Genomic DNA, 23397 nt, shown 5'->3' on the forward strand with positions numbered 1-23397 from the left:
AAATAAGCAGGCGTCTGCCTAAATTCACAGAACATGCTGTATTTAAAAAACAGCAAACCTTCATCATCTCAGGTTTTAGAAAAGTAAGCGATCCTCTGTATTGCCAACATTCCATAAAGAGCATAACCAAATAAACCTGTTAATCAGGCACATTTTAATACTCGTTATAAAATTCGTATGAATTTTATCTGGAAATGAATTAGCAATAAGATGGCATCATATAGTTACTTTCCTCCTCCTAATATTTGTTTTATTGTCTCATTTTTAGGTAAATATGTAAATGTTCCACTTACTATTTAATCGCATCTTTTATTCGTTCCATTTAGGTTTTAAGGGCATAAAAAAAAGGACAGAGAAAACATCCTCTGCCCGCTTCGTTTAAATTTTTTTAAAGATATATCTTAAGAAGTCATTGATAAATAAAAGCCACCATGATATATTACGTTAGAAACACTGATTTCAATACGTTATTAAAATATATTTATCCCTATCTTAATCTTACATCAAAACCCCTCTCTCAGTCAACACATTTTACAATAAGTTTTTTAAAGGAGTGCTTCGAATGAAAAATGACCTTCGGCAGGAGCAAGAACGACTGGATCTGGTGACCGGCACTATTACGGAGCAGATGAGCAAGCTTGCGGATGAAGCCGGCCGGCGCCGGAGTGAAGTGACCCATATTCAAAGGCACTTTTGGGATGAAGTCAAGGTCAATACTGATACGTTTGACGACTATCTTGAGACAATCATCGGCTTAAGGCAGCAGGCGCAGGCCCTGACTGTCAGCCAGAGCACCCACAGGCATGCCAAAAGCCGCCTCTCAGTCCTTGAGCGCATGCAAAAATCGCCTTATTTTGGCCGGATTGATTTCACCGAGGAAGGGACCGGGGAAACCGAAAAAGTATACATCGGCATCTCAACTCTCACGGATTCAAGCGGCGAGGATTTCCTGATTTATGACTGGCGCGCTCCGGTTTCGAGCGTTTATTATGACTATCCCCCCGGCCCTGCTGAATACACGACTCCAGGAGGCGTGATTAAAGGAAATCTGGAGACAAAGTGGCAATATATCATCCGCGAAGGCATGGTCGAGTCGATGTTCGATACGAGCCTTACCATTGGGGACGAAATATTAAAAGAAGTGCTCGGAAAAGGGACAGACAAACACATGCACAGCATTGTAGCGACCATTCAGCAGGAGCAAAACCGGATTATCCGGCATGTAACGGGCAGACTGCTCATTGTTCAGGGAGCAGCCGGCAGCGGAAAGACATCGGCAGCTATGCAAAGGATCGCTTATTTGCTTTATAAGTACCGCGATCGTCTGAAAGCTGATCAAATCATTCTTTTCTCCCCTAATTCCATGTTTAACAGCTACGTATCCAATGTCCTGCCTGAGCTTGGCGAAGAGAACATGCAGCAGGTTACGTTCCAGGAATATATGTACCACAGGCTGAGCGACTCCTTCAAAGTCGAGGATCCTTATGAGCAGCTGGAATATGTGCTGACCTCAGCAGGTGACCCTGTCCACCAGACAAGAACGGCAAGTATCCGGTTCAAGGCGTCCACTTCCTTTTTCGAGACGGTAAAATCGTACAGCCACTCCCTTGAGGAACTCGGCATGATATTTAAAGGAATTAAATTCAGAGGAAAACCATTCGTCTCCGCCAAACAAATCGAAGAAAGATTTTACGGCACGGATACCTCTATCCGCTTTTCGAACAGAATTGAGAAGCTGCAGGAATGGCTGAACGCAAAAATTGATGAAGCGGAGAAAGCCGAGCTGAACGAACCGTGGGTCCAGGAGGAAATTGAGTTTCTAAGCAAGGATGAGTATCAAAAGGCATTTGCCTATTTAGAGAAAAGAAAGGGCTCTGAAGAAGATCTTGATGATTACGAACAAGAGATCAAGGTGCTCGGACGGATGGTCGTCCGCAGGAAACTGAAGCCGCTCCGGAAATGGGTGCAGGGTCTTCGCTTTGTCGATTTTACCGCCTTATACAGACAGCTTTTTTCAGACCCTTCAAACATAACCAAATGGATGACAGGGAACCCCCCTGAAGAGTGGGCAGATATTTGCAGGTTGACTATGAACATGCTTGATGAAGGAAGACTGTATTATGAGGACGCTCCTCCATTCTTATATTTGAAAGAGCAGATTCAGGGCTTTCAGACAAACACTTCGATTAAGCACGTTCTTGTAGACGAGGCACAGGATTATTCTCCTTTTCAGTTTGAATTTTTGAAACGGCTGCTTCCAATGGCGAAGATGACCGTGCTCGGTGACTTTAACCAGGCCATCTTTGTTCACGCAAGCGGCCTGTCCGATTTTCACCCGCTTATGAGCTTATATGGCCCCCATGAAACAGAAGCCATTCTCTTAAACCGAAGCTACAGATCAACTAAGCCGATAACAGATTTTACTCGGAAACTTGTTCCTAACGGTGAACAGATTGTCTCTTTTGAGCGCGGCGGCGAAATGCCTGTTCTGACTGCCTTATCAGACAGGTCGGAGCTGCACCAGCGCATCACAGCCAAAGTTGAAGACTTTCAAAAGCAGGGGCACCAGTCCATTGCCATCATCTGCAAATCCGCTGCCGAAAGCAGCGAAGCTTTTAGTGCGCTTGGTCATATTCCGGACATTAAACTTGTAAAAAGCGGATCGGCTGAATACGAGCAGGGCATCGTTGTGATCCCTGCCTATCTGGCCAAAGGCATTGAATTCGACGCCGTCATTATATATGACGCATCCACTCAAGTTTATGGAGACGAGAGCCTGCGCAGATTGTTTTATACGGCCTGCACCCGGGCGCTGCATTTCTTGCAGATTTACAGTGAAGGTGAGCCGTGTGCGTTTTTGCAGGAGGTCCCGCGGGAGAGTTTGATTTGGAGTTAATCTCAGACTAAAAAAGGAAGGAAAGGCTGACATTCTGCCTCTCCTTCCTTTTTATTTTGCATTCGCGTCAGGCTGATGAATTCCGAAGATGTTGCCTTCCGTATCAAGGTAGTACCCTTGCCATGCCATTCCGGGAAGCGCATATTTCGGCAATGCGACCTTGCCGCCGCACTCAAAAATTTTCGCTTCCGTGACGTCATAGTTTTCAACGCCCATCGTACAGGAGAACCCGTTTAACGGCTGGTTTTGCTCAGGCGAAGGACCCTGTCTCTGCATCAAAGCGCCGTTGACTCCCGGTTCATTCTCGTCCCCTGTCACTGCACCGAAATAGGGCAGTCCTGCATATTCGCTCCAGTCCTGGAATGTCCATCCGAATACCTCTCCGTAAAACGTCTTTGCGCGCTCCATGTCGTTTACGTGAATTTCAAAGTGAACTAATCTGCCCATGTCGGCCTCCTATTTGCATATGTATTTTTATTATTTTTTCTAAACCGGCACAGAAATGTATTTCTGTTTCATCTGCCTCAAACCCTCTTTCAAAATAAAAAAAGCAGGAACCCCTATAAGGTCTCCTGCTTTTCACTCAACTGTTCTGTCATTTGTTTTTCCTCAAACCGCTCAAGCATTGCCCTCACTTCATCCGTCGATTTCGTGTTCATCAATTGACTCCGCAGCTCTGCAGCTCCCGGGAATCCTTTGACATAGATTTTGAAAAAGCGGTGAAGGCCTGTGACGGAGCGCGGCACTTCTTCTGCATATTGATCCTGAAGGTCAAGCTGCAGTCTCAGCAGGTCGAGGTATTCTTTGCTGCTGTGTTCTCTCGGCTCTTTTTCAAAGGCAAACGGGTTTTTAAAGATCCCCCGGCCGATCATGATGCCGTCAATGCCATATTGTTCTGCAAGCTGAAGACCTACTTGGCGGTCAGGGATGTCGCCGTTGATGGTCAGCATCGTGTCCGGCGCGATGCGGTCACGCAGTTTTTTGATTTCCGGGATAAGCTCCCAATGCGCATCGACCTGGCTCATTTCATCTCTTGTGCGCAAGTGAATGGAAAGGTTCGCAATGTCCTGTTTCAGGATGTGCCCGAGCCAGTCCTCCCACTCGTCTATCTTTTTGAACCCAAGTCTTGTTTTCACGCTGACAGGCAGTCCGCCTGCTTTTGCAGCCTGAATGAGTTCTGCCGCGACGTCCGGGCGGAGGATGAGGCCGCTGCCTTTTCCTCTTGATGCCACGTTCGGGACCGGGCAGCCCATGTTGATATCGATCCCTTTAAAGCCCATTTCTGCCATGCCGATGCTCATTTGACGGAAATAGTCGGGATTGTCTCCCCATATATGTGCAACCATCGGGTGTTCATCTTCTGTAAACGTCAATCGGCCGCGCACACTTTTCAGGCCCTCAGGATGACAGTAGCTGTCCGAGTTAGTAAACTCTGTGAAAAATACATCCGGACGGCCGGCTGCACTGACTACGTGACGGAACACAACATCTGTCACGTCCTCCATTGGGGCAAGTACGAAAAATGGCTTCGGCAAATCACGCCAAAAATTGTTGGTCATGCCAAACTCAAATCCTCTCAATTTGAAACTTCCGTTAAAAAATATTCTTTTACACTTATAACATGTTTCCTGCCTGTTTATCAATCTCTGCTCGTTTATAAATTTATGGAAAACCAAATAAAAAGCAGATGGAATAGAATGATTCTATCTCAGCTGCTTTTATCTATTAAACCAATTTCAAAGACGCGACCGCTTCACAATGCGTCGTATGCGGGAACATATCCACCGGCTGGACTTCCACCGTTGCATATCCTCCGTCCTCAAGCACTCTCAAATCACGCGCAAGAGTGGCCGGGTTGCAGCTTACATACACAACCTTCTTCGGTTTCATATCAAGGATTGTCCGCAGCAGGGCTTCATCGCACCCTTTGCGCGGCGGGTCGACTACGATGACGTCGGCTGCATTTCCTTCTTCATACCATTTCGGAATGACAACTTCAGCTTCACCTACTGCAAAGTCTGCATTTTCAATTCCATTCAGTTCGGCATTGCGCTTTGCATCTTCAATGGCTTCAGGGACAATTTCAACGCCGAACACGTTCTTTGCCTTTTGAGCGAGGAACAAGGAGATAGTTCCAATGCCGCAATATGCATCAATAACAGACTCCTCTCCGTTCAAATCGGCATACTCCAGCGCTTTTTCATAAAGAACTTTTGTCTGTTCAGGATTTACCTGAAAGAAAGATCGCGCTGAGATGGCAAATTTGATATCGCCGATGTAATCATAGATGTATTCTTCTCCCCATAGCACGGTTGTTTTTTCGCCAAAGATGACATTTGTGCGTTTAGGGTTAACGTTTTGAACGATGGACTTGATGGCCGGGAATTGGGCCGTGATGTCTTCAATGATGGCTTTTTTGTTCGGAAAGTCCGGCGTCCGGGTGATGAAGACGACCATCACTTCATTTGTCACGGTGCCGCGGCGGACCATGATGTGGCGCAGCCAGCCTTTGTTTTTCTTTTCGTCGTAGGCGCGGATGCCATGGCGGTTTGCGATTGCCTTCACGGCTCCGACGACTTCATCGTTTTCGCTTTGCTGGATCAGACACTGTTCCATATCGATGATTTCATGAGAGCGCTGCTGGTAGAAGCCGGCGATGAGGCCGCCTTCGCGTTCTCCGACTGGGACCTGTGCTTTGTTTCGGTAGTTCCACGGATCATTCATGCCGAGTGTCGGGTGGACCCTGACGTTGTCCAGATTCAGCTTGCCGATTCGGGCGAGCACTTCTTTGACCTGCTTGTGCTTAAAGTCAAGCTGACCCTGGTAGCTTAAGTGCTGCAGCTGGCAGCCGCCGCATTGTTTATAGATCGGGCACGGTGCATCGGTGCGCTGCGGGCTTTCCTCTTGCAGCTCAACAAGGCGTCCGAATGCGTAGCCTTTATTTATTTTCGTGACTTTGATCTGGCCTTTTTCGTTTGGCAGGGCGTTAGGAACGAAAATCGGGTATCCTTCAATTTTTGCAACGCCTGATCCGTCATGCGTAAGGTCTTCAAAGGTCACGTCATAGTATTCATTTTTTTGTACAGGCGCAATTGCCTTTGTCATGGTAATCTTCCTTTATATTTACTGATTCATTTAATTTTACCATACTGAAGACATAAGAAAAACTTGGCCCCAGGGCCAAGTTTCTATTCGTCCATTTGCTGGGCTTTTGCAAGCGGCACGAGGACTTCAATATGACGGTACAGGTTGACGAATTCGCCCGGCAGATCGCCGCCGTATTCGCCGTCTAAGTTCAGCTGCATTTTTTGAGCGGATGTGACCTTCACTCTGTTGGCCGTTGTGTAGATGATGTTGCTGTCGCTGATGTGCTCGCCGCGGAGCGCAAGGCTTGCGACCCGGATAAAGTCGGCTAGGTTTGCTTTTTTCAGGATCAGCAGATCAAACATGCCGTCATTCAGCTTGCTGTCAGGAGCAAGCTTCTCAAAGCCTCCGACCGAGTTTGTCAGGGAGACGAGAAACAGCATGATTTCGCCCTTGAAGAGCTTTCCATCGTATTCAATCTCGACTTCTGCGGGACGGATGGACGGCAGCATTTCAATGCCCTTTAAGTAATAGGCAAGCTGGCCAAGGACGGTTTTCAGCTTGCTTGGGACTTCATATGTGAGTTCGGTGAGACGTCCGCCGCCTGCGATATTGACGAAGTAGTGGCCGTTTACGCGTCCGATGTCGATGGCTCTGGCTTCGCCTGCAAGGATGGCATCAACTGCAGTCAGAATGTTGTCGCGCGGAATGCTGATGGCGCGGGCAAAGTCGTTTGTTGTGCCGACCGGAACGACTGCAAGCTGCGGGCGCTCCTCAAGTTCAGCAAGGCCGTTCACAACCTCATTGACTGTGCCGTCTCCGCCTGCTGCAACAACAAGATCAAAGCCGCGGATGCCTGCTGCACGGGCAGCCTGAACAGCATCCCCTTCGCATGTCGTGGCGTGGCAGGATGTCTCGTAACCGGCAATTTCAAATTTCTCCAGAACCTCTGGAAGTTGTTTTTTAAAGGCTTCTCGGCCAGATGTTGGATTATAGATTATTCTTGCTCTTTTCATTTTCCCCATCATCCTATGTCAGAATGTATTTCCATGATTTGTTGTATCTTACAAGCCAAGGATTAGTCTACACTTTTTTTGTCCGATACGCAAACCATAGAACCAGTATAGCCAAAGCACGGTAAAAACAACGGCGCCATTCCTGAAATCAGTCGCGGCGCCGTCTGTGTATTAACGTTTTTGCAGTTCTTCCTGAAGCAGTTTGTTGACCAGCTGCGGATTTGCCTGGCCTTTTGTTGCTTTCATGATCTGGCCGACAAGGAAGCCGATCGCTTTTTGCTTTCCGCTCTTGAAGTCTTCTACAGACTGAGGGTTTGCATCAATTGCTTCATTGACAGCCGTGCGGAGCGTGCCTTCGTCAGAGATTTGGACAAGTCCTTTTTCTTTGACGATTGTCTCGGCATCACCGCCGTTTTCAATCAATTCTTTAAATACTTTCTTCGCAATTTTAGAAGAGATCGTGCCGTTCTCAATCAGTTTGATCATGCCGGCAAGTCCGTCCGGAGTAAGGGCGACATCCTTCAGCTCTTTGCTTTCAGCATTCAGATAGCCGCTTACCTCACCCATGAGCCAGTTGGACGCCTGCTTCGCATCGGCGCCTTTGTCCACAGTTGCTTCAAAGAAGTCTGCCATCTCTTTTGTCAGAGTCAGCACCTGAGCATCATAGGAAGGCAGGCCAAGCTCTTCTGTGTAGCGTTTTTGGCGCTGGTCCGGAAGCTCAGGGATTGTTGCACGGATGCGCTCCTTCCACTCATCATCAATGTAGAGGGACACAAGATCCGGTTCCGGGAAGTAGCGGTAGTCGTCAGAGCCTTCTTTTACGCGCATCAGAATTGTTTTGCCTGTTGCTTCGTCAAAGCGGCGGGTTTCCTGGTCGATGACGCCTCCTGCACGGAGCACTTCCTCCTGACGGATCTCTTCGTGCTCAAGACCTTTGCGGACAAAGTTGAAGGAATTTAAGTTTTTAAGCTCCGTCTTTGTTCCGAATTCCTCTTGTCCAACGGGACGAAGGGAGATGTTGGCGTCACAGCGGAGTGAGCCCTCTTCCATTTTGCAGTCGGAAACGTCTGTGTACTGAATGATCGCTTTCAGTTTTTCAAGATACGCATACGCTTCTTCAGGCGTGCGGATATCCGGCTCTGATACGATCTCGACAAGCGGTGTACCCTGGCGGTTGTAGTCGCAAAGGGAATAGCCGTCGCCAGTATGCGTCAGCTTGCCCGCATCCTCTTCAAGGTGAAGGCGCGTGATGCCGATTCGTTTCTTTTCACCGTTTACTTCGATGTCAATCCAGCCGTTCTCGCCGATCGGCTTGTCAAACTGGGAAATCTGATACGCCTTCGGGTTGTCCGGATAGAAATAGTTTTTGCGGTCGAATTTCGTGTCTGTCGCAACTTCGCAGTTCAGTGCCATTGCAGCTTTCATGGCGAAATCAACGGCTTGTCTGTTTAAAACCGGAAGAACGCCCGGATATCCGAGCTCAACCACGGTTGTGTTTGTATTCGGATTCGCGCCGAAGTGGTTCGGTGCGCTTGAGAAGATTTTTGATTCTGTTTTCAGCTCTACGTGGACCTCAAGTCCAATGACCGTTTCATACTTCATGGTTTTCACCCCTTACAGTTCAGGTTTTGCTTTATGATGATCCGTTGCCTGCTCGAATGCATGGGCAACGCGGTATACAGTGCTTTCGTCAAAATGCTTTCCGATGATCTGCAGGCCGAGCGGCAGTCCGTTTGAGAATCCGCACGGGACAGAGATTCCAGGGACGCCTGCAAGATTTACAGGGATGGTTAAAATATCGTTCGCATACATCGTAAGCGGGTCATCCGTTTTTTCGCCCACTTTAAAGGCAGGTGTCGGAGTTGTCGGTCCAACGATGACATCGTATTTTTCAAAGACATCTTCAAAGTCTTTTTTAATAAGCGTACGGACCTGCTGTGCTTTTTTATAGTAGGCATCGTAGTAGCCTGAGCTCAGCGCGAACGTTCCAAGCATGATGCGGCGCTTGACTTCATCGCCGAAGCCTTCGGAACGGGACTGCTTGTACAGCTCGATCAGGTTTTTCGCATTGTCTGAACGGTAGCCGTAGCGGACGCCGTCAAAGCGCGCAAGGTTTGCCGATGCTTCAGATGAAGACAGCAGATAGTACGTCGCAAGCGCGTATTTGCTGTGTGGAAGAGAGACTTCCTCCCACGTTGCTCCCTGTCCTTCAAGCACTTTCAGGGCATCAAGGACAGACTGCTTTACTTCTTCGTTCACGCCTTCTCCGAGGTATTCCTTCGGCACAGCGATTTTCAGCCCTTTTACGTCACCTGTCAATGCTGATAAAAAGTCAGGCACTTCAACGTTCGCAGACGTGGAGTCCATAGGATCCACACCGGAAATGGCCTGAAGCAGAAATGCGTTGTCTTCCACGCTTGTTGTGAGCGTTCCGATCTGGTCAAGAGATGAGGCAAAGGCAATCAGACCAAAACGGGATACGCGGCCATATGTAGGTTTTAAGCCAACGACACCTGTATAGGCTGCCGGCTGGCGGACCGAGCCGCCTGTGTCTGAGCCAAGCGCAAACGGCACTTCGCGTGCTGCAACGGCTGCAGCAGAGCCGCCGCTTGATCCGCCTGGCACAGTCTCAAGGTTCCACGGGTTTTTCGTTACTTTGTAGCCTGAGTTTTCCGTAGAGGAACCCATGGCAAACTCGTCCATATTCAGCTTTCCGATTGTGACCGCTTCTGCTTTTTGCAGGTGCTGTACAACGGTTGCGTCATAGATCGGATCAAAGTTTTCTAGAATTTTGCTCGCTGCAGTTGTGCGCAGGTTTTTCGTCACGATGTTATCTTTTATCCCGATCGGCATTCCGAAAAGAAGGCCGAATTCATCGCGAGTGCCGATGGCTTCGTCAAGTTCCTTTGCGTAGGCGCGTGCTTTTTCCTCATCTAATGCAAGGAACGCGTTCACTTTTCCGTCGACAGCTCCGATGCGTTTGTAGGATTCGTCTACAAGGTCTGAGACGGTGATTTCTTTTTTATGTAAACTTGCTTTCAGTTCTGACAGTTTCTGGTCAAATAATGGCATAGCGCTGCTTCCCTCCCTATTCTAAGATTGACGGTACGCGGATGTATCCGTCTTTATGGTCAGGAGCGTTCTTCACAACGTCCTCAACCGGCAATCCTTTTTCTGCTTTGTCCTCGCGCAGGATGTTTTTCATCTCAAGGACGTGTGTTGTCGGCTCTACGCCAGTTGTATCGAGCTCATTCAGCTGCTCGGCGAACGTGATGATCGCATCGAGCTGCGTTGTGAACATTTCCGTTTCTTCTTCTGTTATCGCTAAACGTGCAAGATTTGCAACGTGCTTCACTTCTTCTTTTGAAATGCGTGACATGGGGCTCCACCTCCGATAAATCTCGTGTAAACAATACTCTGATGATAACAAAAGTCATTGCATTAAAGCAACAAAAGGCCGTGATTATTCAGCTTTTCTACAGTTCCTGTTCAAGTACCTTCTTCACAATGTTCGGATGATCCGTCATAATACCGTCTGCGCCAATCTGGGCAAGCTTCCTGACGCTGTCTTCATCGTTGATTGTCCAGTACTGGACTGCGATGCCTCGCTTGTGGAGCGATTCTGTCAGCCGCTCCGTTGCCAGGTTAAGGCCGCTTGCCTCCATCGGGATTTGGACGGCAGTGTATTTTTCCATTGGAATGATGCGGTCTGCGTAAAGTTTGTGGGCGATGACAAAATTACGCGTGGCTTCCCGGGCAGAGCTGACAGGAACCGTCCCGTCCGTCGCTTCAATAAAATAAGCCAGTGCATCGTCGTAAAAGGAGGCGATAATCACTTTGTCGCTCATATTGTGCTTTCTGATCAGTTCTGCCATTTTGTCTGCTAATGCCGGATCGTCCGTTTTAAGTTCAATCGTCATCGGATAACCGGGGAACTCTTTGAAGATTTCATCCATGGCGGGTATGGTGATGCCTTTATTCCGGTAAGGATAGCTTCCGTCCGGACCGATGAAATGATAGCCTGCATCAAGTTTCTTCAAATCATTTAGCGTCATGTCTTTGACAGCCCCTGTACCGTTTGTGGTTCTGTCAACAGTGTCATCATGAATGACCACTGCTTCACCGTCTTTTGATAAATGAACATCCATCTCCAGCATATCCACTCCGAGCTTTTCAGACAGCGAAAAGGCGGCCATCGTATTACCGGGCGCCATGCCGGCACCGCCCTGGTGAGCGATGATGAGCGGCCGGTTTCCTTTTTTGAGAAACGTCTGGTTTTCCATTTGAGTGACTGGGATGAATTGAATGATGATTAAAAAGAGCAATGAAGTGATGAGGATGACTGAGGATATTTTTAGTGCGGTTTTCTTTTTTCTTTCGGGCTGAGGAATGGTTTGCACGGGCTGGACCTCCATTGTAATTGTAGTTTCTTTATATCATGGAGGGGCTTTGATTATGTATTAAAATTTGGTTAAATTCAGCCAGGTCCGGTTGTGTGCGGTTTACCTGAGATTTTCTGGAATTACTTGCCTCTTTTAGAGATTTACTTGCCAGTTTTCTCAATTTACTTGCCTCTTAAGCAAGGTTACTTGCCGGAGTTTTCGTTTTACTTGCCACCCAGGCACATTAACTTGAACATTTCTAAACACTTCCAAAATACACGCTCCTTCCTTAATCTCCAATGCAAAAAAACACCGCACGCGGTGTTTTCCCATTTAAACAAACGTTTAATTAAACGCCTTATCTGCAACTCTGGCGCAGCTTCAGCTTTGTTGCAATCGTCACCTGTTTGGCGATTTTGCGCTCGGTGATGCGTTCGACCATTAAGTCGACGGCAGTTTCCCCCATGACTTCGGTGTAGACTTTGACCGTTGTCAGTGACGGGAAGATGTATTTTGAAACGCTGATGTCATTGACGCCGATGATGCTGACCTGCTCGGGCACGCGGATGCCTTTTTCGTGCAGGGCCTGGATGCTGCCGATGGCGATGCTGTCATTGGCTGCAAAGAAGGCGGTCGGCAAATTGTCGCCAAGCTTTGCGATGGCTTCTGACATCATGCGGTGGCCGTCCTGAACGGTGAAGGCGCCGATGAAAATAGCATCCTCTCGCAGCATGTTCCGCTCTCCCATGTACTTGATGAACGTTTGCTCACGCTGATCGTCGAGCTTTTCTGTGTGCTCACGGTAGGTTTCACGGCCCCCGATATAGCCGATTTGCGTGTGGCCCTTTGCGATAAAGTGGTCGAGGACGCGTTCCGTTGCCCGCTCGAAATCAACGATGACCGAATCAAAGCGTTCTGAATCCGGACTTGAATCGACAAAGACGACGTTGCGGGCCGCTTTTTTGAATTCCTCTGCCTGCTGCCTGCTGAATTTGCCTACAGCAATGATTCCCTGCAGCTGATCCTGATTGATCTCGTCAAAGTCATCATAAAAGTAAGTCGCAAGCTGAAGATTGTGATGCTTCGCCCGCTCCTCAATGCCAAGTCTGATTGACATGTAATAAAGGTCATTCAGCTCCTCAAGGGCTGTGTACCAGTGGACGATCGCAATCTTCGGCACGAGGCTTTTTTTCGTCTTCCGCTTTTTATAAGACAGCTCCTCGGCCACTTCAAATATGCGTTTTTTCGTTTCGTCCCCGACTGACAGCGTTTCGTCGAAATTCAGCACCCTTGAAACCGTCGCAATGGAAACACCCGCTTTTTCAGCTATATCTTTAATTGTAGCCGCCATATACCTTACCCCTTTGTTCACTCAATATCTTCTGGTTTAAACCAGTCCAAACGTAAATGATGTTCTGGATCTGTACGCTTCATGTGCTGCAAGCCTGTGCGTCGGGAGTCCCGGCACGAGCAGTGATTCCGGAATCCGCTGTGTTTCTACGCAGATTGCTGCGTATGGCCCTTTTGCCTGTTCCGCCTTCAGCGGATGCACCGTGTCCATTTTGTTGGCCGTATAGATAACTGCTGCAGGCTCTGACGTCTGCACCGTCATCCTCCGGCCGCTTTCTTCTTCCTGAACGATGATCTGGTTAAGGTCCCGCTGTTCAAGGAGAAAAAGGTGATCAAACCCGTTTCCGGCATTTACGATGTGCCGGTTGTCCGACTCTGCTGCTTCTCTTAACAGTTTACCAGTTTTCAGATCAAACGGGGTGTCTTTTACAGGAATCCACTTTCCTGTCGGGAGCTGATTTCCATCCATTTCTGCGATGCCTTCTGCATTCAGCTGCAGCGAATGGCTGAGAACGTCCCGCCCGCCGTCTGCAGACAGGTTAAAGTACGCATGGTTTGTCATGCTGAGCCACGTGTCTTTATCAGACCGCGCTTCGTAGTCAATCGTAAACGTATTGTCGCAGTCAAGCGTGTAGGTCACCTGCACGTCAAGGTTGCCGGGATATCCGCCCTCTCCGTCCCTGCTGAAGTGTGTAAGGACGGCAACAGCCGCATCATCGCGTTTTTCTGTCCTGACGTTCCAGTAAACACTGTGGAATCCATGAGTACCGCCGTGCAGCTGATGCTCTCCCTCGTTTGCCTCAAGCTTGTAAGGTCCAAGCTGCGCATCCTGAATGCGGCCGGCAACGCGTCCGATCAGAGCGCCGAGGTAATATGGATTTTCAAGGTACTGCTCCGCATGGTCATATGCGAGAACAACATTTTCAAAGGTTCCGTTTTTGTCAGGTGCCATGATGGATGTGATGGCCCCGCCGAGGTTCAGGAAGCTGACTGAATAGCCCTGGCTGTTTTCAAGGGTGTATTTCTCAATGTTTTGCTGCGGATGCTTGAGAATCGTTTCGTGAAGGATGTTCATGCGTATCGTTCCTCTCTGTTTTTAAACACTCTATAAAGTGGTTAAAATGCTTATTCCCTTCAATAGTTCGTTTAAAAACGCCTGCATCCTCCAGAACCCTGCTGAATTTTATGCCAACTTCTTTTTTCAGGACAGCATCGATGGTTTTCTTTTCAAAAGTGCCGTATTTGGCCTGCAGCTGGTTAACCCATTCAAGGTGATGTTCAGGAACAGAACTGCCTTCGCCAAGCAGGTTGGCTTCGATCTGCTGCAGTTCGTTTTTCAGCCGCTCCGGAAGCACCGCAAGTCCCATGACTTCAATCAGGCCGATGTTTTCTTTTTTGATGTGGTGGAGGTCCGCATGCGGATGGAAAATGCCCATCGGGTGCTCCTCGCTTGTACGGTTGTTGCGCAGAACAAGATCAAGCTCAAACTCGCCGCCGCGCATTCTGGCGATCGGCGTGACCGTCTGGTGCGGTTCATCTCCTGTAAAGGCCAGAATATCCGCCTCAGGGTTGGAGTACGTTTTCCACGTATTCAGCACGTGCTCTGCTGCCTCTACAAGTGCCGCTTTGTCCGCCGAACGCAGACGCAGCACAGACATTGGCCACTTTACTCTTGCGAACGACACTTCAGGAAAATAAGGAATTTCAAATACTGCTTCATCCGGTGCCTCCGCCATCGCAAATGAGTAGCGCCCTGCCTGATAGTGGTCGTGCGAGAGAATGGAGCCGCCGACAATCGGCAGATCTGCGTTTGAACCGATGAAATAGTGCGGGAACTGCTCAACGAACGCAATCAGCCTCCTGAAGGCGTCCCCGTTGATTTTCATGTCCCTGTGCTCTCCTGATAAAACAATGGAATGCTCGTTGTAATAAATGTACGGAGAGTACTGGAAATACCACTTCTCGCTTTCAAGCGACAGTTCGATAATCCGGTGATTGGCGCGTGCAGGATGGCCGATGCGCCCCGCGTACCCTTCATTTTCTGCGCAGAGGAGACATTTCGGATAGGCTGCATCGTTTTTGACAGCCCGCTCTCTTGCAATGTCGCGCGGGTCTTTTTCCGGTTTGGAGAGATTGATGGTGATATCAATCTCCCCGTACTCAGTAGGGGTTTTGTAATGGATGTTTTTCGCAATCCGCTTTGTCTGGATGTAGTTGCTGTTCTGACTGAATTTATAAAAGTAATCGGTCGCAATTTCAGGCGACAGGCTGTAGTATTCTTCGAATGTCTGCTGAATGTGGGAAGGTTTGTCTAAAAAGACATTCATCAGACCTGCAGACAATTTTTCTTTTTCATCAAAGGTTCCTTCAATCACTCCGCGGCGTGCTGCGTCTTCAACCAGTACGTCCAGGAGATCCGGAACTGTCAGAAGAGTTTCAGGCAGACCGCATTCTTCATAGGCATCAATCCCAAGCAGACCGATCAGCTGATTCCGTGCGTAAACGCGGTCTCTGTCTGTGATGAATTTTTTCTGGATGGCTTGCTCTGTTAATTGATTGACGAATGAAGACATGTTCATCTGGAATCCTCTCCATATCCGTGTGGTTTTGTTTGATGCCAGTTCCACGCATCCTGCAAAATCGTTTTGATGTTTGTCCGCGCCGGCTCCCAGCCGAGAATGGCTTTTGCTTTTTCGGATGAAGCGACGAGCGTGCTCGGGTCGCCTGCTCTGCGGGGTGCGGCGGCAGCAGGAATCGGATGGCCCGTCACTTCGCGCGCCTCCCGAATCATCTCGCTCACTGAGAAGCCGCGGCTGCTGCCGAGGTTGATAATGGTGCTCTCACCTTGTCTGCTCAAATAGTTCAGGGCAAGAAGGTGTGCATCAATCAGGTCTTCGACGTGAACGTAATCGCGGATGCAAGTGCCGTCAGGCGTTGGATAATCATCGCCGTAGATCGAGATATGCTCTCTTTGTCCGAGCGCCACCTGCAGGATGATTGGCACAAGGTGTGTTTCAGGTGTGTGATCCTCGCCGATTTCAGCATCTGCACGCGCGCCAGCCACATTGAAATAGCGGAGTGATACATAGCGGATGCCGTATGCCTCTTCGCACCAGCGCATCATTTTCTCCATCATCAGCTTGGATTCGCCGTACGGGTTGGTCGGGTTTGCCGGTTCGTTTTCGGTAATCGGAACGGACTCCGGTTCCCCGTAAACAGCTGCCGTAGATGAAAAGACGATCTCTTTCACACCGTGCTTTTGCATCACTTCAAGCAGGACCTGCAGCCCGTATACGTTGTTGCGGAAATACTCCAGCGGCTTTTCCACTGATTCGCCCACTAAACTGCTTGCAGCAAAATGCAGCACCTGGGTGATGGCCTCTTTTTCAAAGACGCTGTTTAAAAAGGCTTCGTCTCTTAAGTCCCCTTCGTAAAAGCGTGCTTCAGGGTGAACGGCTTTTCTGTGTCCGGTCTGCAGGTTGTCGACAACAACCGTGTCAATCCCCCGGTCAATGAGTTGATAGACGGCATGGGAGCCGATGTAGCCGGCCCCGCCAAGAACTAATACGCTCATATGTGAACCCCCAATTCGATTTCGCATGCTCCGTCCCCGATGCTTGCGATGTAAAAGGACGCTTCGTGCCCGATTTCATTGAGATATACGCTGCCGACTTCTCTTAAGAAGTCTTCAGCAGCCGTTTTTTCAACGATCGCAATGGCGCAGCCGCCGAAGCCTGCTCCCGTCATCCGCGCCCCGATGACGCCGTTTTGTTTCCAGGCAGCTTCTACTAATGCATCAAGCTCTTTTCCCGTTACTTCGTAATCATCGCGCAGGGAGCGGTGGGATGCGTTCATGAGCTTGCCGAATGTATACAGGTCGTTCCTTTCAAGCGCTTCGAGCGCCTGAATCGTCCGCTCGTTTTCCGTTACAGCATGACGCGCGCGTTTACGGACGGTTTCACTGCTGATCGCTGATGCATAGCGTTCAAACGTTTCAGCAGATAGTTCGCCAAGGGACTGCGCAGGTAATTTTTCCTGCAGAATGCTCAGCGCCTCCTCGCATTCCCCGCGGCGTTCATTGTACTTTGAACCTGCGAGCTCTCTTCGTTTGTTCGTATTCATGATGACAATCACGTGGTGATCAAGTTCGATCGGTGCATAGCGGTAGTTCAGCGTCTGGCAGTCAAGCAGCATCCCGCACGCTTTTTTCCCCATGCCGATGGCAAACTGGTCCATAATGCCGCTGTTGACTCCGATATACTGATTTTCAACCACTTGGCCAAGCTTCACCATTTCAATCCGGTCGATTTTCAAATTGAACAGCGCTTCCAGCATGACGCCTGTCACCATTTCAATTGAAGCTGATGAAGAAAGCCCTGCCCCGTTCGGAATGTTTCCGTAGATTAAAAGGTCAAGCCCTTCCTCAATGACGTATCCGCGTTCCTTCAGCGCAGCTATCATGCCTTTCGGATAGTTCGCCCAGTCGTCTTCGGACCTGTAAGCTAAATCGTCAAGCGGGCACTCCACAATGCCTTTGTCAGGAAAATTCACGGAGTACATGCGAATCATCCGGTCCGGCCGCTTAGCTGCAAGGGCATACGTTCCGTAAGTGATCGCACATGGAAAGACGTGTCCGCCGTTGTAATCCGTATGTTCCCCGATCAGGTTAATGCGTCCCGGAGCGAAAAAACTGCGGTAGCTCCCGCTTCCGAACGTTGATTGAAATAATGTTTCCAGTTCCGCCGCATTCATTGTGTGTGTCCCCCTTTTGACCGTGCCAGAATTTTCGTCTCAAACGGCTGCAGCACTTCTCCTTCAAAGACCGCATCCTCATCATTGTGGTTCATGACGATCGCATGCTCTCCTCTGATGACGACTTCTACACCCGGGTCTGATTCGATATAGGTGATGCCGGCCCCGTTCAAAACAGATAACGCTAGCTCTCTGAGCACCTTTTCTTCTGCACCGGTTCCGACGTAATAGGCTTTTCCTTTCCCGTATCCGTTCACCGTAACAGCGGCATAGTTTTTATAAAAACGGTCGCTGTAGGTATACAGGGTTTCCGCTGCTGCCGGACGGACAAGGTCTCTCCACACGCTGCCGGATGCTTCGTTTTTGCCGTCGTTTGAAAGGATGGAGACGTGCTGGCCGCCGTGAAGCGATTCAGCCTCATCGATTTCAATTCCGAGCAGATCCTTCAGCTGATAAGGTGTCTTTTCACCGAAAGGAATATTATTGTCTTTGTTTTTCATGCCTGCACGGAAGGAGAAAATCACCGTTCCGCCGTTTTCAGCAAAAGCTTTCAGTCTTGCGGCAAGTTCGTCGTCAACCAGTGTGAGCACCGGGACGAGCACAACTTTATAGGATGAAAAATCATGGTCGTACCGCAGGACGTCAACCGGCACATTCACATCATGGAAAGGCTGGTAGAGCCTCATCAGTTCGTTTGTGAATTCAAGCTGCGAGCTCTGCTGCTGGATGCGCATTGACCAGACATTGTCAAAATCATAAAGGACGGCAACATCTGCCTGTATCGGCGCCTGGAATACCTCTTCATGCTTCCGTACTTCTTTGAATACTTCCTGCACCTCGTAGAATTTGCGGGAACGCGTGTTGTCTGCGTCAAGTATGCCGAGGCAGTACTGCTCAGCTCCCCTGTTCATGCCGCGGAACCGGAAGTAAAGCATGTTGCTGCAGCCGTGTGCAAATGCATGATAGGACCAAAGCTGAGCCTGGCCGGGTCTTGGCAGGTAGCCGATGATATCATGGCCCTGTGCGCCCATCAGCTGCTCAACGATCCAGAAGTTTTCGCGCTTAATACCGCGGACAAACCCGAGAGTAAATGACAGAAAGGCCGGTGATACCGGTTTTGTCAGTCCGCCCCATACCGGGTAATTGTCATAGGAAACGAAATCAAGTTCTCTTGAAAACTCGTTATGGTCAAACCATTTTCCGAAAAAGCCGCCCGGTAGATTCGTCGTGACTTCCTGATGAGGGCCTTTCAGTTTTTTTACGAGATTTAAGTGCATTTTCGCGAAGCTGCTGAGAGATTCGCTTCTGAATCTTGCCCAGTCAAGCATCATAGCCGGGTTATGAACCGTTATGGTCGGTTTCGGGACAGGGACTTCATCAAATGCGTTGTACGTCTGCCCCCAGAAAATCGTGCCCCAGCGTTTGTTCAGCTCTTCAGCAGTTTCATATTTTTTCTCAAGAAACCGGTGAAAGGCTTCTCTGCACTCGCCGCAATAGCACATGTCACTGCCTTCGTGGCCAAGCTCGTTATCAATCTGCCAGGAAACAATGCCGCTCTCATCCTGATAGTGTGTGACCAGTTTTCGGGCGATGGCAAGAGAGTAAGTCTGATAGGTTTTTGAATTATAGCAGTACTGTCTTCTGCCACCGAATGATTTCGGATGGCCGTGTTCATCTTCAAGTAGGATATCCGGATGCTTTTTCACAAGCCAGGCAGGAAACGTAGCCGTCGGTGTGCCGAACATAACGGCGATGCCCTCTTCTTTAAACCTTTTGATGACTCCGTCAAAAAAAGAGAAGTCGTACTTTCCTTCTTCAGGCTCCATCAAGTGCCAGGCGAACTCGCCGATGCGCACCATATTGACGCCCATTTCCTTCATTTTTTCAATATCTTCGCCGAACAGGGATGGATCCCAATGCTCTGGATAGTAATCAACGCCTAAATACATGTCTCATCCCCCATTTTTCGTAAGGTAAAATACGTGTGACTGAAAATCTCCGCCGCGTTCTGCCATCTGTTTGTTGACGCCGTTGTACTGTACAGGAAGCGGTATACCTCTTTGCATCAGCTCATCCCCGCCGTATGCGGCGCCGTCCACCTTGTACGTGCTGTCTGCTTCGAGCCCCGCAAGCTTGAGCGTCCGGATTTTTTTCGGAGTTGCTTCCGCCAGTACCTGATACCAGCCGACAAGCGCTTCAGAACGGTCTTTGGACACAATCATCCAGGCGGTTTCGTTTGATTCAAACGGACTGATCAGGCGGTGGAAATCGCCGTTTCTGACCAGTGTGCGGTGTGACTTGTATGTCTCGATTTGTTTTTTTACATCTGCCTTCTCTTCCTCTGTCATCTTGTTCGGATCAAGCTCATAGCCGAATGTACCGAAGTATGCGGCATCCCCGCGCATTTTCAGCGAGGTTTTGCGCAGCGTCTGATGGTTTGGCACGTCGGATACGTGAGAGCCGATGCTGTAGATTGGATAAACAAAAGATGAGCCGTATTGAATCTTGAGGCGCTCAACGGCGTCCGTGTCGTCACTTGCCCATGCCTGCGGTGCATAGTAGAGCATGCCGGCATCAAACCGTCCCCCGCCTCCGGCACACGATTCAAACAGGACGTCCGGATACTTCTCGGTCAATCTTTCATATAATTCATAGACTCCGAGAATGTAGCGGTGGAAAAATTCACCCTGCCGGTCCTGTCCAAGCGCTGCGGAGTAAGCCTCCGTGATGTTTCTGTTCATATCCCATTTGATGTAGCTGAGCTTTGCCGACTCGATGATGGAGGACATCCGCTCATACAGATAATCAACGACTTCACCTCGTGTATAGTCGAGCACCCACTGATTTCGTCCGTATGTGACCGGCCGCTCAGGGTCATGAATCACCCATTCAGGATGCCTCGTGAAAAGATCGCTCTCCTCAGAAATCATTTCCGGCTCAAACCAGAGACCGAATTTCAGCCCTTCGCTGCGGACCGCATCAGCCAGGGCATCGATGCCTTCAGGCAGCTTGTTCAGGTCGACGAACCAGTCTCCGAGGGAAGTTGTATCATCATTGCGCTTTCCAAACCAGCCATCATCAAGGACAAACAGCTCAACACCGAGCTCTTTAGCCTGCTTTGCAATCGCCGTAATCTTTTCAGCGTTAAAATCGAAATACGTGGCTTCCCAGTTGTTGATCAGAACCGGACGGTCCCGCTTCTGCCAGACTGGTGCGATAAGGTGCTCCCTGAACAGGTTGTGCGTGGACTGCGTGAGCCCGTTCAGTCCTTCATCTGAATACGTCAGAATGGCTTCAGGTGTATGAAACACTTCGCCCGGGGCCAGATGCCAGCTGAACTGAAACGGATGGATTCCCATCTGGATGCGTGTTGCATCGTAGTGATCAACTTCCGCCTGGGCTAAAAAGTTGCCGCTGTATACGAACTGGAAGCTGTACGCTTCTCCGGAAGTTTCTGTTGTATTTGCACGTTTAAACGCCATATACGGATTGTGGTGATGCGAGCTTGCACCTCTTATGCTAGAGATGGACTGGATGCCCGTCTGAAGCTTCCGTTCTTTTAAATGGCGTTCCCTTGACCATGTACCGGCAAGATGCACCATCGTAAAATCACTGTCCGAAAGGTCGAGGGAAAGACTCATCAACCTCTCAATGTCGACCGGCTGCTCCCCTTCATTTTCAAGACTAGCGTGACGGGCAATGGATGCGGAATGTTCAAAAATCGTATAATAAAGCTTCAATGTCAGCTTTCTCAGTTTATCTGTGAGCGAGATGATCAATGTGCTGGCATCACCCGCATTCGCAAATGTTGCAGGAAGTCCCGGAATCCGCTCTTTTCCTTCCTTTATTTCAAAAGATGTAAATTCAAACTTGCTTACAGAACTTCCGCCCGGATGCCTCAGGGAGATGGCCGGTTCTCTGAAATCACTCGTGCCGTACACCGGATATTCCTGGCATACTGTCTCAAGGGAAAAAGCCGGATCATCCTTTTCAGGGTGGCAGCTTGCTGCTGTCGGAATGTGATAGGCGGCAAAATGGGAAAAGTCAGGCTGGTGATTCAGCCGTTTTCCGTAGTACAGCTGGCCAAGCTCCCCGTTTTTCATCACATGAAAGATATAGCTGACCGTTTTGTTTGCAAGGTGGAATTGGTTGCGTTCTTCATTCATGAATATAGGCATCGCAGTATGCTCCTTTAGCCGAGTTTTGGTTCGTCCGTAAACGTGATGCAGCAGGTTTCATTACCCTCAAGCTCCATCACGAGAATGTCATTCTTTCCTTGTTTCAAAAGCGGGCCCGGAACGTACAGACGCTGCTGCGGACCTTCTGTCACCCAGTAGCGTCCGAGGTTAAACCCGTTTACCCAGACATTTCCTTTTGTCCATCCTTCAAGATCAATAAAGGTATCTGCCGGCGCGTCTGCCGTCATCTCCCCTTTGTAAAAGCGCGGATAGCGTTCGTCTTTTCCTTCTATAAAAGCAAAATCCGCATCATCCATCTCAAGCGGATAAACCTCCCAGTGGAACCAGTACTGATTTCCGATCCAGAGATTTTCAGTGATGCCTTTTTTGTCCTTTAAGTGCTTGCCGTAGTTTACGCGGCCCATGTTTTCCACGAATACCTCAAGTATGTTTTCCTCATGTGGAAACGAAAGGGTAATCGTTTTTTCCGGATCATTCCGGTATATGGTGCGTTCAAGCTTTCCGTTGATATAGATAAACGCTCTGTCGCGAATCGGCGCGGTGTCCATTTCAAGGTCGCCCTGTTTCGTAATCACTGTTTTATAAAGAATATAGCCGTAATTCTGGTCGAGCTCCTCCATCGGTTTCGGAGCGATAACCGTTTTAGGCTCCAGTGTGCTGATATAATCAAACACGCTCATCTTGGCGTCCAGATTCACTTTGCCGTAGCTTTTCTTAACAGAAGGTGCCGGATTTTCCTCCGGTACTTCTCTGTATTTTGAAAGAACGTTTTTTACCGCAAAGTACTTTTCACCAGGGTCTCCCCATTCGGTTAAAAGAGCATCATAGTCATAGCTTGTAATGGTCGGCGTGTAGAACTCATAATGGTTGGCGCCGTTCATAAAACCGAAATTTGTTCCGCCATGGAACATATAGAAATTCACGGACGCACCCTGTGAGATCATTTTTTCATATTCTGCAGCAACATCAGCGGCTTCCCGCGTGTGATGCTCTCCCCCCCAATGATCGAACCAGCCAATCCAAAATTCGGCACACATTTTCGGGGAGTTTGGTCGAAACGTTTCGAGTGCGGCAAAGGCTTCCCCCGAGCGGGAGCCGAAATTCAAGGTTGTCACAGCATCCTGCATGGAGCCGTGCTGAATGAATTCGGGTCCGTCCGAGGTGAAGAGCAGAACATCAATGCCTGCTTTTTTAAAAAGATCTGCTGATGCATTCAGATACTGCAGGTCATTTCCGTAGGCGCCGTACTCATTTTCCACCTGTACGGCAATGACCGGGCCGCCGTTTGACGATAGATGCGGCACAATTTTCGGCAGCAGCACATCAAAGTACGATGCCAGATGATCAAAGAACACTGGATCTGAGCTTCGGAGCACCATGCCAGGCTCTTTCAGAAGCCAGCCGGGAAAGCCTCCGAATTCCCACTCGGCACAAATGTAAGGTGCCGGTCTGAGAATGACATACAGACCAAGCTCTTCTGCTTTTTTAATAAAGCCTTCAAGATCTGCCATGGCTTCAAAGCAGTACTGGCCTTTTTTCGGTTCATGGACATTCCACGGAATATACGTTTCGACTGTGTTCAGACCGAGCTGCTTCAGTTTCAGCAGCCGGTCCTCCCAGTACTCGGGAACAACGCGGAAATAATGAATGCTTCCCGATAGGATCTGAAACGGTTCTCCGTTTAAATAAAAGTGGTTCCCCTTTGTTGTCAGCATTTT

Annotated in this window: 17 protein-coding genes; 1 reads left to right on the forward strand and 16 read right to left on the reverse strand. The window is 49.1% G+C overall.

Translation table 11 applies throughout. The annotated features are described in order from the left end of the window. Positions 1 to 562: 562 nt before the first annotated feature. Positions 563 to 2896: an RNA polymerase recycling motor HelD gene (gene helD, locus RKD52_RS19910; RefSeq protein ID WP_454101073.1), complete on the forward strand. Its 2334-nt coding sequence runs from the start codon at positions 563 to 565 to the stop codon at positions 2894 to 2896. A 51-nt stretch (positions 2897 to 2947) separates the two neighbouring features. On the opposite strand, the gene RKD52_RS19915 is transcribed toward helD, so the two are convergent. The 16 genes from RKD52_RS19915 to RKD52_RS19990 form a co-directional block, all read right to left on the reverse strand. Then, on the reverse strand, positions 2948 to 3343 hold the full coding sequence (locus RKD52_RS19915) for a VOC family protein (protein WP_454101074.1): 396 nt from the start codon (positions 3341 to 3343) through the stop codon (positions 2948 to 2950). A 113-nt stretch (positions 3344 to 3456) separates the two neighbouring features. After that, positions 3457 to 4455 (reverse strand): tRNA dihydrouridine synthase, encoded by a 999-nt coding sequence (locus RKD52_RS19920; RefSeq protein WP_454101075.1) that lies wholly within the window; start codon positions 4453 to 4455, stop codon positions 3457 to 3459. Positions 4456 to 4621: 166 nt separating this feature from the next. Further along, positions 4622 to 6001, reverse strand: coding sequence for a 23S rRNA (uracil(1939)-C(5))-methyltransferase RlmD (gene rlmD / locus RKD52_RS19925; RefSeq protein ID WP_454101076.1), 1380 nt, complete (start codon positions 5999 to 6001; stop codon positions 4622 to 4624). Between the two features lie 83 nt (positions 6002 to 6084). Beyond that, positions 6085 to 6996 (reverse strand): diacylglycerol kinase, encoded by a 912-nt coding sequence (locus RKD52_RS19930; protein ID WP_454101077.1) that lies wholly within the window; start codon positions 6994 to 6996, stop codon positions 6085 to 6087. A 171-nt stretch (positions 6997 to 7167) separates the two neighbouring features. Beyond that, positions 7168 to 8598 (reverse strand): Asp-tRNA(Asn)/Glu-tRNA(Gln) amidotransferase subunit GatB, encoded by a 1431-nt coding sequence (gatB, locus tag RKD52_RS19935; protein ID WP_320155066.1) that lies wholly within the window; start codon positions 8596 to 8598, stop codon positions 7168 to 7170. Positions 8599 to 8610: 12 nt separating this feature from the next. After that, positions 8611 to 10068: an Asp-tRNA(Asn)/Glu-tRNA(Gln) amidotransferase subunit GatA gene (gene gatA / locus RKD52_RS19940; protein WP_454101078.1), complete on the reverse strand. Its 1458-nt coding sequence runs from the start codon at positions 10066 to 10068 to the stop codon at positions 8611 to 8613. Positions 10069 to 10084: 16 nt separating this feature from the next. Beyond that, positions 10085 to 10375 carry an Asp-tRNA(Asn)/Glu-tRNA(Gln) amidotransferase subunit GatC gene (gatC, locus tag RKD52_RS19945; RefSeq protein WP_029285534.1) on the reverse strand — a complete coding sequence of 97 codons (291 nt, stop codon included), beginning with the start codon at positions 10373 to 10375 and terminating at the stop codon, positions 10085 to 10087. 97 nt (positions 10376 to 10472) lie between these two features. Next, a complete protein-coding gene (locus RKD52_RS19950) occupies positions 10473 to 11396 on the reverse strand; it encodes a glycerophosphodiester phosphodiesterase (protein WP_454101079.1) in 924 nt (307 codons plus the stop codon). A gap of 340 nt (positions 11397 to 11736) precedes the next feature. Then, positions 11737 to 12729, reverse strand: a complete 993-nt coding sequence (locus tag RKD52_RS19955; RefSeq protein ID WP_454101080.1) for a LacI family DNA-binding transcriptional regulator — start codon at positions 12727 to 12729, stop codon at positions 11737 to 11739. Between the two features lie 36 nt (positions 12730 to 12765). Further along, positions 12766 to 13803 carry an aldose epimerase family protein gene (locus tag RKD52_RS19960; RefSeq protein WP_454101081.1) on the reverse strand — a complete coding sequence of 346 codons (1038 nt, stop codon included), beginning with the start codon at positions 13801 to 13803 and terminating at the stop codon, positions 12766 to 12768. Beyond that, positions 13754 to 15307 (reverse strand): UDP-glucose--hexose-1-phosphate uridylyltransferase, encoded by a 1554-nt coding sequence (gene galT / locus RKD52_RS19965; RefSeq protein ID WP_454101082.1) that lies wholly within the window; start codon positions 15305 to 15307, stop codon positions 13754 to 13756. Before galT ends, RKD52_RS19960 begins: the two co-directional genes overlap by 50 nt. Continuing rightward, positions 15304 to 16302: a UDP-glucose 4-epimerase GalE gene (gene galE, locus RKD52_RS19970; protein WP_454101083.1), complete on the reverse strand. Its 999-nt coding sequence runs from the start codon at positions 16300 to 16302 to the stop codon at positions 15304 to 15306. Before galE ends, galT begins: the two co-directional genes overlap by 4 nt. Further along, complete coding sequence (locus tag RKD52_RS19975) at positions 16299 to 17480, reverse strand: galactokinase (RefSeq protein WP_454101084.1); 1182 nt, start codon at positions 17478 to 17480, stop codon at positions 16299 to 16301. Before RKD52_RS19975 ends, galE begins: the two co-directional genes overlap by 4 nt. Beyond that, positions 17477 to 19429 (reverse strand): beta-galactosidase, encoded by a 1953-nt coding sequence (locus RKD52_RS19980; protein WP_454101085.1) that lies wholly within the window; start codon positions 19427 to 19429, stop codon positions 17477 to 17479. Before RKD52_RS19980 ends, RKD52_RS19975 begins: the two co-directional genes overlap by 4 nt. 3 nt (positions 19430 to 19432) lie before the next feature. Next, entirely contained in the window at positions 19433 to 21658 is a 2226-nt protein-coding gene (locus RKD52_RS19985; protein WP_454101086.1) for an alpha-galactosidase, read from the reverse strand. Positions 21659 to 21672: 14 nt separating this feature from the next. Continuing rightward, positions 21673 to 23394, reverse strand: a complete 1722-nt coding sequence (locus RKD52_RS19990) for a beta-galactosidase (RefSeq protein ID WP_454101087.1) — start codon at positions 23392 to 23394, stop codon at positions 21673 to 21675. Positions 23395 to 23397 lie beyond the last annotated feature (3 nt).

Source organism: Metabacillus sp. SLBN-84, from assembly GCF_053629595.1.

Excerpts from the sequence above, each read along its gene's own strand:
- helD (WP_454101073.1), top strand. The coding sequence starts at position 563 with ATGAAAAATGACCTTCGGCAGGAGCAAGAACGACTGGATCTGGTGACC.
- RKD52_RS19990 (WP_454101087.1), bottom strand. The coding sequence starts at position 23,394 with ATGCTGACAACAAAGGGGAACCACTTTTATTTAAACGGAGAACCGTTT.
- galE (WP_454101083.1), bottom strand. The coding sequence starts at position 16,302 with ATGAGCGTATTAGTTCTTGGCGGGGCCGGCTACATCGGCTCCCATGCC.
- RKD52_RS19955 (WP_454101080.1), bottom strand. The coding sequence starts at position 12,729 with ATGGCGGCTACAATTAAAGATATAGCTGAAAAAGCGGGTGTTTCCATT.
- RKD52_RS19915 (WP_454101074.1), bottom strand. The coding sequence starts at position 3,343 with ATGGGCAGATTAGTTCACTTTGAAATTCACGTAAACGACATGGAGCGC.
- galT (WP_454101082.1), bottom strand. The coding sequence starts at position 15,307 with ATGAACATGTCTTCATTCGTCAATCAATTAACAGAGCAAGCCATCCAG.
- gatB (WP_320155066.1), bottom strand. The coding sequence starts at position 8,598 with ATGAAGTATGAAACGGTCATTGGACTTGAGGTCCACGTAGAGCTGAAA.
- RKD52_RS19930 (WP_454101077.1), bottom strand. The coding sequence starts at position 6,996 with ATGAAAAGAGCAAGAATAATCTATAATCCAACATCTGGCCGAGAAGCC.
- rlmD (WP_454101076.1), bottom strand. The coding sequence starts at position 6,001 with ATGACAAAGGCAATTGCGCCTGTACAAAAAAATGAATACTATGACGTG.
- gatC (WP_029285534.1), bottom strand. The coding sequence starts at position 10,375 with ATGTCACGCATTTCAAAAGAAGAAGTGAAGCACGTTGCAAATCTTGCA.
- gatA (WP_454101078.1), bottom strand. The coding sequence starts at position 10,068 with ATGCCATTATTTGACCAGAAACTGTCAGAACTGAAAGCAAGTTTACAT.
- RKD52_RS19975 (WP_454101084.1), bottom strand. The coding sequence starts at position 17,480 with ATGAATGCGGCGGAACTGGAAACATTATTTCAATCAACGTTCGGAAGC.
- RKD52_RS19980 (WP_454101085.1), bottom strand. The coding sequence starts at position 19,429 with ATGTATTTAGGCGTTGATTACTATCCAGAGCATTGGGATCCATCCCTG.
- RKD52_RS19985 (WP_454101086.1), bottom strand. The coding sequence starts at position 21,658 with ATGCCTATATTCATGAATGAAGAACGCAACCAATTCCACCTTGCAAAC.
- RKD52_RS19960 (WP_454101081.1), bottom strand. The coding sequence starts at position 13,803 with ATGAACATCCTTCACGAAACGATTCTCAAGCATCCGCAGCAAAACATT.
- RKD52_RS19920 (WP_454101075.1), bottom strand. The coding sequence starts at position 4,455 with ATGACCAACAATTTTTGGCGTGATTTGCCGAAGCCATTTTTCGTACTT.